This window comes from Nocardia vinacea NBRC 16497 (genome assembly GCF_000308835.1).
Lineage (GTDB): Bacteria > Actinomycetota > Actinomycetes > Mycobacteriales > Mycobacteriaceae > Nocardia > Nocardia vinacea.
Map to the genome: position 1 here is coordinate 69498 of NZ_BAGN01000423.1, position 11912 is coordinate 81409.

Genomic DNA, 11912 nt, shown 5'->3' on the forward strand with positions numbered 1-11912 from the left:
GGCACGCCATGACATCCGCGGCAGGTCGTTCCATGCCACGGCCATCGCTGGATTCTGCGGGGGCCGGACGCAGCGATGCGCCCGGCCTACCCGGCCAGACCGTCAGTCGGTGGGGCAGCTCCGGGCGGAGGCGCACACTCCAACCTCCCTGTCAGTCGGTGAGTTGGTATGTCGCGAAGATGCCTTTGTGGTCGCTGCCCCACTGCGCTGGCGTAGCGAGGAAATTGTCCTGGGTTGGTTCTTGCGCTCGGGTACCGCGCACGATGGACCCGCGCGGGCCGATGATGCCGACGGCAGACAGGCGTAGCGCGGCACCATGAGCGAAGATGTAGTCGACGCGGTCGCGTTCGTCGGCCCCAGGAGCCCAGGCGAGCTCGGAGACATCCACATCGACGTTGTCCGAGGGCCAGGTGAGTCCGGGATGGGTGGCCGGGTCCGGATACATCGATCGGTACGCATCGGTGAAACCGGCTTCTTGCAGGCGTCGGGTGGTCTCCCACGCCAACACCACACCGTTATGGTCGAACAAGTTCGCTGTGGCGGGCGTCCAATCCAGCAGGGACGGCTCGTTCAGGTCGCCACCCATGATGACCGAAGACCCGTCGGCGATCTCGGCTTTCGCGTCGGCGAGAAAGTTGCTGATGACCTCGGGGCGGCCCGAGGCCGCGTTGACGCGCTGGATCACGGCAGGGTCGGTCACTGGGCCGTCCGGCAGCTTGTTCCACTCGTGCTCGGCGAACTCGCCCGGCGCAGGGGCCCCGGGTCCGTACCCTCGGGGCAGGTTGGAGGCATACCAGCGATACTCCAGATGCGCGGAGTAGACGGTGAGGCGCTTTCCGTCGATGTTCAACCGGGCCTTGACCATCCATTGCAGATCGGCGCTGTCCTGAACCGGGAACACCGACAGAATCCCCGTGTCGCGCGAGGCGACGGCGTTGAACTCGCGCCCCCGCCGCACCAGTTCGGCCGCGACGGCCGTGGTCGCTTCGGTCGCCTCCGAGAGCAGCACGATCGAGGCCTGTGTCGAGATGATGAGCTCGGTGATCAGCTGAATACCATTGGAGACTTTGCTGCCGCTGTGCCATGTGTTCAATGCGAGCACCCGGATCTGTCGCGCCGCGGGTGCAGCAGCGGCAACGGACATCACCGCACCGGCCGCGAGCGCTCCGCCTGCCCCTGACCCTGCCGACCCCATCTCATCATCGCTTCGCGTCATCAACCCATCATGGCCTCCATCGAAATGCCGACGACTGCGAGCAGTGCCGCTGCGGCACATCCAGGCTCAGGCGAGGGCCTACCGGCGGTCGCGCCGCAGGGATGGTCGTGCTGTTCGGCGGCTCACTGGAACCCGTGAAGCGGCATCGCCGGACGGCCGCGAACGCATGGCCGTGCCGTCTGATACAGCACCGTGGAACTTGGCGAACAAGATCGGATACGCGGGTAGTTCCCGCCCCATCTAACCGGACCACGCCGAGACCGCAACTGGCTTGTGTGGCAACGATTGTCGGCTCGGAAGTCCCCGCGGTTTCGACCGAGCTGCTCGAACCGATCGCGCGAATCTCGCACTCCGATCGGCGATTCCGGGTTCAGCTCGCTACATCCGGAGGCTGACCATCGTGACCGCGTCCAGGTCACAGGGAATCACCAGGGGCGCATACGCATTCAAGTACCACCCATATCGGGTCAGCTGAATCCACTGCGTGCCAGCGATTTTCGCAGCATCCCCATCATCGGGAATACGCGAAGGGCAATGGCGGCCCCGGCATCGGGTTTACTTGCAGAACCCAGCCCTCGCTGCAATGGAGCGTCTACGTGGGGTCAGATTCGTCGGCAGCCGCCCACCCCGGTGGCATCGTCCCGCCGGGTTTCCTCGACCTCAGGTCGAGTGCCGGCGGATTCCTTGTGGTGGCAGTCGATTTCGACCTCACCAGCCGCGGTGAAGCAGGGTTCCGTGACCTCGCGGCGCTGCTGCCCGAGCCGGTGACGGTCTGGCTGACCGCCCAGCCACCCGCGAGCGTCGCCGACACGGCGTCGGGCGAGGCCTACACCGCGTGGTGGTGGGAACGGCTTGCCGCCTCCGGAGCGGAGATCGACGCGATACTCGGATATTGCGCGGGCAGCGTGTTCGCCTCCGCCCTCGCCGATGAGGTGGCGCGACAGCAAGGCCGTCGACCCGCCACCATTGTTTTCAATCCCGGTCGGCCCACCAGGGATTCGGTATTCCGCGACATTCGCACCACCCTGACTGCGCTATCCCCGCTGTCGGCCGCCGAACGCGACGACCTCATCGGCGAGGCGAGCGCCCTGCTTCAGGAGTGGCCGCGGGATGTTCCCGGCATCCTGGATCGCCTCCTGGCGCTCTACCGCGATGCCGCGCGCGACGCCTTCGAACGAGTCGGTGTCGCACCGGACGTCGGTGCCGAGCTGATCGATGTATTCGCCTCCTACACAGCGTATTTGAGGGCGGCGTCGACCATGGCGCCGCACCCTCGGTGGTCATCGGCGACCGCCGTGATCTCTGCGGAAGACGACGGGGAACCGGGTTTCACCGCGCACCGCATCCCCACCGCGATCGGCCGCCGCGACCTGTTGCGGACACCCCAGGTCGCACGCCTGGTCCTGAACGCGATGCAGCCGGAAGGTAGGAGATGACATGGCGACCGGCACATCCACTGTCGCAGAACTGTTCCGCGAACAGGTGCACCGGAGCGGCCATGCCACGGCTGTCGTGCACCCGCACAGGCGACTGAGCTACCGCCAGCTCGACGACGCGTCCACACGTCAGGCCCGAGCGTTGCACCGCCACGGCGTGCGCCGCGGCCATCTCGTCGCGTTGTACCTCGACAACTCCGTCGATCTCGTCATTGCGTTGCTCGCGATCGTCAAGAGCGGGGCGGGTTATCTGCCGCTGGCCGTGACCGATCCGCCGCGGCGTACCGAGGCGCTGCTGCGGGGAGCCGAACCGCAGCTCGTGCTGGTCGACCAGCACGGCCCACAGTGGATGTCCGGACTCGCTTCCATCGTCCCGATGGGCGTGGAGACCGGCGACGACGATTCCCCCGACGATCCGCTACTCGGCCCGGCGGCACACGATGCCGCCTACGTCATCCACACGTCCGGTTCCACCGGCCGCCCCAAGGGCGTGGTTATCGAACACGGCGCCCTCGCAACGTATCTCCGTTGGGCGGTGACGTGGTACCCGGGCCTGGCCGGCTCGGTGCGCGTGCACTCCTCGCCAGCGTTCGACATGGCGGTGACAAGTCTGTTCGGCCCGCTGGTCGCGGGTGGAACGCTCGATCTCGCGTCCCTCGACGACCGCGACGACCGCGACACACCAACCTTTCTCAAGGTGACTCCCGCGCATCTGCCGCTGCTGCGCTCCACATTCGCGCACTGCGCGCCCACCTCGGATCTCATAGTGGGCGGCGAAGCGCTCACCGGTGCGATGCTCACCGACTGGCGACGCGAGAACCCGGCGGCCACCGTCGTCAACGAGTACGGACCCACCGAGGCCACGGTGGGCTGTTGTATCCACCGGGTGGGGCCGGGCGATGCACTCGCACCCGGGCCCGTCCCCATCGGCCTGGCCACCCCGGGGACCCGGCTGTACCTGCTCGACTCCCGACTCGGTCCCGTCGACGAGGGTGAGTTGTACATCGCCGGGTCACAACTCGCGCGCGGCTACCTGCGTAGCCCCGGGCTCACGGCCGCCGCCTTCGTAGCCGACCCGCTCGGGCCGCCCGGCACTCGGATGTACCGCAGCGGCGACCGCGTGCGCCGCCGAGACGATGACCTGCTCGAGTTCGCGGGCCGGGTCGACGACCAGCTGTCCATCAACGGATTCCGGGTCGAGCCGGGCGAAATCGCCGACACGCTCACCCGGTCCGCCGACGTGGATCAAGCCGCGGTGGTCGCTCGCGATGACGGATCCGCGGGCACAGGGCTCGTCGTGTACGCGACACCGGCACCCGGCGCCACCCCGACCGCAGCCGCTCTGCGGCAGCACCTGGCCGACCGGCTTCCGGGACACCTTGTGCCGACGACCATCGTGCTGCTCGAGGCGTTCCCCCTGACCCCGAATGGCAAGCTCGACTACGCCGCACTGCCGGAACCCGCTGAAAGCGCTGGGAGGCGGGGGGATTCGTCCGCGACACCGCAGACACCGACAGAACAGCTCGTGTGTGAGCTGATGGCCGAACTGCTCGAACTCGAAGAGGTCGGCGTCGATGACGACTTCTTCGCCCTCGGCGGAACCAGTCTTGCCGCCGCGCGCCTGGTGACCTGGGCCCGCCGCAGCGGCGTGGATTTCACCCTCACCGATGTGCTGAGCCACCGCACGGTGCGCAGGTTGCTCGGTCCCCCCGTCCGCCCGGCCCGGCACTGAGGAGACGACATGGCACCAACGCTGCCCGCCGGACTCGCCCGCCTCGGTCCCGTCGCAGGCCTGCTCGAAACCAACGGGATCACCTCCGCCGCGGTCTATCCGCTCCCGGACGACCTCCTCGACATCCCCGTATGGGCGCGGCAGCACCGCGCGGAAATCCGGGCCGTGCTGGCCCGATTCGGGGTGGTCCTACTGCGCAACGTAACCGCGGAACTCGACCTCTTCGGGCGAATCGTCGCCGCCATCGGTGGCGATCCGCTGCCCTACCGCGACCGGTCCACGCCCCGGTCGCACGTCGACGGCAACATCTACACCTCCACGGAATACCCGGCAGACCAACGGATTCCACTGCACAACGAAAACTCTTACGCCGACACCTGGCCCACGGTGCTGTTCTTCTTCTGCGAAGCACCCGCCCAACACGGCGGAGCGACGCCGGTCGCCGACAGTCGCGCGGTGTTCGACCGGATCGACGCCGACATCCGCACACGGTTCGCCGACGGCATCGTCTACACCAGGACCTACCGTGACGATTTGGGGTTGGGTTGGCAGGAGGCGTTCCAGACCGATTCGCGATCCGAAGTCGAGGAGTATTGCGCCCGGCACGGCCAGCGATGCGAGTGGGACGGCCCGGTCCTGCGAACCCGGTTCCACCGGCCGAGTTGGCGTACCGAGGCCTCTTCCGGCAGCACGGTGTGGTTCAACCAAGCCCACTTGTTCCACCTGTCGGCGCTGGACGAGGAGATCCGCGAGGCACTGCTGCTGAGCTACCCCGACGGCGATCTCCCCCGCAACGCCTATCACGGCGACGGCAGTCCGCTGGCCGCGGATGATCTCGGGCGCATCGACGAGGTCTACCGGGAGTGTGCCCTCACGATCCCGTGGCAGCGCGGCGATCTGATGGTGGTCGACAATATGGTGGCCGCGCACGGCCGCATGCCGTATCGCGGCGCACGCCGCGTGCTGGTGGCCATGACATGAGCGGCGACATCACCGAACAGGGTGTGGCCGTCTACGCGGCGTCTTTCGGCCAGCGTCGGCTGTGGTACGCAGAGCGCCTGGAGCCCACGAGCCCGATTGCCAACGTGCCCTTGGCAATCCGCCTGCGCGGACCCTTCGACCCCGCGATATGGCAGCGAGCAGTCGATGTGGTGGTGCAGCGGCACGATACGCTGCGTACCTGTCTCGCTGATCGCGGCGGGGCACCGGAACAGGTGGTCCTCGACACCTGCCGGGTGCGTGTCGAAGTCGAAGAGATCCCCGAGTCGGACGCCCCGGACTTCCTGGACCGGGTCGCGACCACCCCCTTCGATCCGACGGTCGCGCCACTGCTGCGGATCGCCCTCGCACGCTTTGCCGACGAAGATCACCTGCTGGCGATCACCATGCATCATGCGGTCACCGACGGCTGGTCGTTCGGCGTGCTGCTGCGCGAGCTTTCCGACAACTACGCCGCGATCCGCGCGGGCGCGATCACGGATCTGCCGGAATTGGCCGTGCAGTACGGCGATTACGCCGAGTGGCAGCAGGACGCTGTCGCAGCCGGCCGGTGGGCGGATCAGGCCGACTTCTGGCGCGCCGAACTCGCGGACGTGCCGCTCCTGCTGGATTTGCCGACCGACCGCCAACGGCCATCGGTGCGATCATCGGCAGGCGAAGCGATTGCGTTCATGGTGCCCGCGCCGACCGTCGCGGGCATTCGGGAGGCGGCGCGTCGACTCGGCGGCACCATGCATATGGCACTGATGGCCGCGTTCCAGGCGCTGCTCGCCGACGTCGCCGGTCAGGACCGGTTCGTCGTCGGCACGGCGGTGTCCGGCCGCAGCCCCGCGGCCGTGGAGAACCTGATCGGATTCTTCGTCAATACCGTTCCCGTCAAGGCGGATTGTTCGGGCAGCCCAACATTCCCGGAGCTGTTCGGCCGGGTTCGGGAACAGCTGCTGCGTGCCTACGCCCATCAGGACCTGCCGCTGGAGCACATCGTGGATGCCGTGCGCCCGCCACGGGACCCGGCGCGCACTCCGCTGTTCCAGGCCATTCTCACCTACGGCCCGCACCCGCTTGCCGAACTGCGCCTGCCCGATGTCGAGCCGGAGTACGTCTCTGTCGCCCCCTCCGGCGGCTGCCATTCCGACCTCGACCTCATCGTCTACGACGATGGAAAACACTTGCAGGGCTATCTGATTCGACCCGCCCGCCTCATCGACCACGAACGTGCTTCCGAATGGGTGGCGGAACTGCTGGGACTGCTGGCTGATATCGCGGCCGGGGTGAATCGTGCGCTCTGCACGCACGCCCGTCCAACGCCGACGATCCAACCCCGAGAGGCCGCTCCCTCCGACGCGGCGACCGCCGACGGTCCGCGAACCGACCTGCAGCGGTTTGTCGCCGACATCTGGGCGCAGTTGCTGGGCCTGGACTACGTTGGTGTGCACGACGACCTGTTCGCCTGCGGCGGCGACTCGCTGCAGGCCATTCGGCTGCTGAGCCGGGTCGAAACCGGGACCGGACGCAGTATCGGGCTGGCCGATTTCCTCCGCACGCCAACCGTCGCCGGACTCGCCGCGCTGCTGGCCACCAATCCCGCTGCGGCCGAACCGACTTCAGTGCCGTTGGGCCCATCCGAGCGCATTCTCGCACGTGTGTCATATGGTCAGCACCGCCTCTGGTTCATGCAGCGGCTGGAGCCCGACAGCACCGTCTACACCGTGCCGGTGGCCGCCAGAGTGCGGGGCGCATTGGATCTCGCGGCGCTGCGACGGGCAGTCGAGGTGATCGTGGCGAGGCACGATGTCCTCCGGACGCGCTTTGCCGACACCGGGAGCATCCCCGAGCAGATCGTGGAAGCCGACTTCCGGGTATCGCTCGAGGTCGAAGATGTGGCCGAGGCTGCCGCAGCGGATTTCGTCGGCCGAGTCACCGACACCCCATTCGACCTGACAACGCTCCCGTTGCTCCGCATCGCCGTCGCGAGATTCGACGCCGCCGATCATCTGCTGGTCATAGCAATGCATCATGCCATCACCGACGGCTGGTCCGTCGACCTCCTGTTCCGCGAATTGTCGCTCTGCTACGACGCTTTCCAGGCGGGGACCATGCCCGTACTGCCGGACATCCCGATCCGCTACGGCGATTACGCGGAATGGCAGCGCGCCATGGTCGAGGCGGGACAGTGGGATGCCCAGGCGTCGTTCTGGCGGACCGAACTCGTCGACTGGCCGCTGCCCCTGGACCTGCCGACCGACCGACCGCGACCGGCCATACGGACCGCACAGGGACAATCCCTGCATTTCCTGGTACCCGCGGCCACCACCGCCGGGATACGCGCGGCTGCCCGACGGTGCGGCGGCACCGTGCACATGGTGCTGATGGCCGCGTTCCAGGCAGTGCTCGCCGAACTCAGCGGACAGGATCGATTCGTCGTCGGCACCGCGGTGTCGGGACGTGGCCCCGCCGCGGTAGACAATGTCGTCGGATTCTTCGTCAACACCATTCCGGTCAAGGCGGACTGTTCGGGCGCACCCGACCGGCCGCAGCTGTTCAACCGGGTCCGGCGCAACCTGTTGCGCGCCTATGCGAATCAGGATCTTCCCCTGGAGCACATTGTCGACGCCGTACGCCCGCGCCGCGACCTCGGCCGCACTCCGCTCTTCCAGGCCGTCCTGACCTTCGCAACCGACCCTTGCGCCGAATTGCGTCTCGGCGCAACGCAGGTCGAATCGCGTCCGGTGCTGCAGGACGCCGCCCGCACCGATCTCACGGTGGAGATCCACGACACCACACCGGCTTTGAACGGCGTGGTGGAGTTCAGCACCGACCTATTCGACTCCGTGACCGTCGCCTCGTTCATCGACCAACTGCTCGAGGAGCTCGCCCAGTGGAACCGCTGACCGATAACACCTGCGCCGGAATTACCGCATATCTCACCCGAATGTGGTGCACGATCCTCGATCTCGACGCGGTCGACCCCGATGACAACTTCTTCGACCTGGGCGGGACGTCCTTCCAACTGCTCATGGTGAAGGACCGCCTCGACACCGAGTTGGGCATCACCACCGAGCTGATGAGTTTCTTCCGTCATCCCACGGTGGCGGAGCTGGCCGACTACCTCTACGGGAGGACACGATGACGGCGGACGACGCAATCGCGGTGGTGGGTATGGCGGGCCGTTTTCCGGGCGCCGCCGACGTGGCCGAGTTGTGGCGAAACCTGGTGGCGGGCAAGGAGTCTCTGGTCCGCCCGGCAACCGGCACACCGGGAGACGCCTACGGTGTACTGGCCGATATCGACCTGTTCGACGCCGAGTTCTTCAAGGTCGCACCGGCCGAGGCCGAACTCCTCGATCCACAGCACCGGCTGTTCCTCGAATGCGCGTGGCATGCCTTGGAGCACGCCGGCTGCCCTCCGGACCGCTATGGCGCGCAGACCGGAGTCTTCGCCTCCGCCAGCCCGAGCACGTACCTGCTCCGGACCCTGCTCACCCGATTCCAGCACGCGAATCCCACCGAGCAGCACCGCATCCTGCTGGCCACCGACAAGGACTACCTCGCGACCCGCACCTCCTACAAGCTCGACCTACAGGGCCCCAGCATCGGCGTACAGACGGCATGCTCGTCATCGCTGGTCGCGGTGCACCTCGCGACCCGCGCGCTGGCCGCGGGCGACTGCGGGGTCGCGGTGGTTGGCGGCGCCACCGTATTCCTTCCGCAAGTGACCCTGCAAGAGCATGTGGACGGTGCCATCATCTCCGCCGATGGACACTGCCGCCCGTTCGACGCCGCCGCCACCGGCGCGGTCGGCGGCAACGGGGTGGCCGCGGTGGTGCTGCGCCGCGTCGCCGACGCCGTCCGCGACGGCAATCCGATTCGTGCGGTGATCCTCGGTTCCGCGGTCGAGAACGACGGGCGCCGCAAGGTCGGCTACGCCGCGCCCGGTTGGGAAGGCCAAGTTCGGACCGTATCCCGCGCGCTCGAGCGCGCGAGTGTCGCGAGTACCGACATCGGATACGTGGAAGCCCACGGCACCGGCACGCCGATCGGCGATCCGCTGGAGGTATCGGCGCTGGCCGAGGCGTTCGGGCGGCACCGCGACGGTGCGGCGGCACCCGGCGACTGTCTGCTCGGTTCGGTCAAGTCGAACATCGGACATCTGGACGCCACCGCTGGCGTGACCGGCCTCATCAAGGCGGTGCTCGCGCTGGAGCACGGAATCATCCCGGGCACAGTGCATTTCCGGGAGCCGAACCCGAACTTCGAGTGGGATCGGTCCCCGTTCGCCGTCAACGCGTCGGCGGTGGAGTGGCCGCAATCCCGCGCGGACCGCCGCTGCGGCGTAAGCAGTCTCGGAATCGGCGGCACCAATGCCCATGTGGTGCTGGCGGGTTGGGCCGGAGCCGCACGCACGCGTGCCGAACGTTCGTGTCATGTGATGACGTTCTCGGCGCACTCCGCTGCCGCCCTGGCAGCCCGGACCCGGGACCTGCGCGCACGCCTAGAGGCCGACCACGACGCCGATCCGGCCGATATCGCTCGCACCATCCAGATCGGCAGCAGTGCACTGCCGCACCGTCGTTTCGTGATCGCGCACAATCGCTCCGAACTGGTTACGGCGCTTACCGATACAGCGGCGGTCGGCACGCGTGCGACGTCGAAGGCAAAAGTAGCGTTCCTTTTTCCCGGACACGGCGGACAGTATCCCGATGTCGGTGCCCGGCTGTGGCCCGACTTCGAGGTTTTCCGTACCGCGCACCAGGACTGCCTGGACCTGTTGGACGCCGCTTCCGATCGCTCACTGAAAACATTGCTCTCCGAAGCGGATCGCGTGGACGATACGCTGGTCGCGCAACCCGCACTCTTCGCGGTCGAATACGCGCTCGCCCGCACCTGGCTGCATCTCGGTGTGCGTCCGGCGAGCATGATCGGCCACAGCCTCGGCGAATACGTAGCGGCGGTGATCGCGGGCGTGATGACCGCCGACGACGCGGCGCAGCTGGTGGTGGCCCGTGCGGAGTTGATGCAGAAACTCGCGCCGGGGGCCATGCTCGCCGCCGCCATCAGCGAGGAAGACGCCGCTCGGTTCGTTGCCGCGGGGGCGGATCTGGCGGCCGTCAACGCCGCGAAATCATGTGTGCTTTCCGGGTCCGTCCAGGTCGTCGACGCGATCGCCGAGGACCTGGCCGGTGCGGGCATACCCTTCCGACGCCTGGCGGTGTCGCGGGCCTTCCACAGTCGGATGACCGACACCTGCCTCGATGGCCTGCGTGCGCAGGTGGCCCGAATCCCCTTGCAGCCGCCGAACATTCCCTTCGCGTCGAATGTCACCGGCACCTGGATCACCGACGAGCAGGCGACGAGTCCGGACTACTGGGTCGAACAAACGCGGCGCACCGTGCGGTTCGCCGAAGGTTTGGCCACGGTATTCGCCTCGGGTCCGAATGTGGTGGTGGAATTGGGGCCCGGTCGTGCACTGAGCAGGCTGGCACAGCGCGATCCGGCGCGGCCGGAAGGCCTTCAGGTCCTCGCGTCCCTGCCCGCGCCCAGCGACAAGGAGTCCGAATCCGAGTGCCTGTCAAGGGCGTTGGCAGCGGCGTGGACTGCGGGTGCTCCCGTCGACTGGTCGGTGCTCTGGGAGCACGAACGGCCGTGGACCGCGGTCGACCTGCCTGCCTATCCGTTCCAACGCACCCGCCATTGGCCCTCCGACGTTCCCGAGGAATCCAGCGCCGCACCGGCCGCGCAACCAGTGACCGGCCCGCAACGGTCCCGCTCGGACACCGGGGAGCTGCTCGTGGCAGTTCGCTCCACCTACACGGATACGATCGGACGTCCGCTCGAGGACACCGCGAACTTCTTCGACGCGGGCGGAGATTCGTTGGTGGCAGTCCAGGCGGTGTTGGCGTTGCGCGCCGAGCTGGGCCGGGAGCTGTCGTTGCGCGAATTCGTCGACAACCCCACTATCGAGCAGCTGACAGCCCTGCTGACCGACCGTGAAACCGCCGTCCCCACATCCCGACCAGCCGTGACGGCACCTTCCACCGATCAGGTGGCCCAGACCTGTCCGGCGACACCGACGGTATCCGTGCGCGACAGTGCCTCCGCTGCACCCGGACCGCGGTCGGGCCCGGAGTTCAGCGTGTTCTTCTTCTCAGCCGACTCCGTCGAGGGTGACCGCTACGGGCTGATTCTCGACTCCGCGCAGCGCGCCGATGAACTCGGCTACACCGCGATCTGGACGCCGGAACGCCACTTCCACCAATTCGGCGACCTGTTTCCGAACCCCTCGGTGCTGGCGGCGGGAATCGCGACCCGTACCAACAGGATTCACCTGCGTGCGGGCAGTGTTGTTGCGCCGCTGCATCATCCGGCACGAGTCGCCGAGGAGTGGTCGATCGTGGACAACCTCTCGGGTGGCCGGGTCGGACTCGGATTTGCGCCGGGATTCGTCCCGCTGGACTTCGTCTTCAGCCAGGCCTCCTACGAGCGTAAGCAGCAGATCATGCTGGACCGCGTCGAGAAGGTACGCAAGCTGT

The 11912-nt window shown here is 67.5% G+C and carries 7 protein-coding genes; 6 read left to right on the forward strand and 1 reads right to left on the reverse strand.

Annotation, left to right across the window (positions count from 1 at the left end):
* Positions 1-151: 151 nt before the first annotated feature.
* Complete coding sequence (locus ON44_RS43560; protein ID WP_040701083.1) at positions 152-1216, reverse strand: endonuclease/exonuclease/phosphatase family protein; 1065 nt, start codon at positions 1214-1216, stop codon at positions 152-154.
* A gap of 596 nt (positions 1217-1812) precedes the next feature.
* On the opposite strand from ON44_RS43560, the gene ON44_RS43565 reads away from it, so the two are divergent.
* The 6 genes from ON44_RS43565 to ON44_RS43590 all read left to right on the forward strand — a co-directional run.
* Positions 1813-2652: a hypothetical protein gene (locus ON44_RS43565; RefSeq protein ID WP_157187624.1), complete on the forward strand. Its 840-nt coding sequence runs from the start codon at positions 1813-1815 to the stop codon at positions 2650-2652.
* A gap of 1 nt (position 2653) precedes the next feature.
* Positions 2654-4384, forward strand: coding sequence for a non-ribosomal peptide synthetase (locus ON44_RS43570; protein ID WP_040701085.1), 1731 nt, complete (start codon positions 2654-2656; stop codon positions 4382-4384).
* Between the two features lie 9 nt (positions 4385-4393).
* Positions 4394-5365 carry a TauD/TfdA family dioxygenase gene (locus ON44_RS43575; protein ID WP_040701087.1) on the forward strand — a complete coding sequence of 324 codons (972 nt, stop codon included), beginning with the start codon at positions 4394-4396 and terminating at the stop codon, positions 5363-5365.
* The gene (locus ON44_RS43580) at positions 5362-8274 is read left to right on the forward strand and encodes a condensation domain-containing protein (RefSeq protein WP_040701089.1); all 2913 of its coding nucleotides are present in this window, start codon (positions 5362-5364) and stop codon (positions 8272-8274) included. Before ON44_RS43575 ends, ON44_RS43580 begins: the two co-directional genes overlap by 4 nt.
* On the forward strand, positions 8262-8513 hold the full coding sequence (locus tag ON44_RS43585) for an acyl carrier protein (RefSeq protein ID WP_040701091.1): 252 nt from the start codon (positions 8262-8264) through the stop codon (positions 8511-8513). The genes ON44_RS43580 and ON44_RS43585 overlap by 13 nt, the downstream gene beginning before the upstream one ends.
* Positions 8510-11912 (forward strand): type I polyketide synthase (locus ON44_RS43590; protein WP_051183342.1); only part of this gene is annotated, 3403 nt, incomplete at its 3' end. The genes ON44_RS43585 and ON44_RS43590, both read left to right, overlap by 4 nt.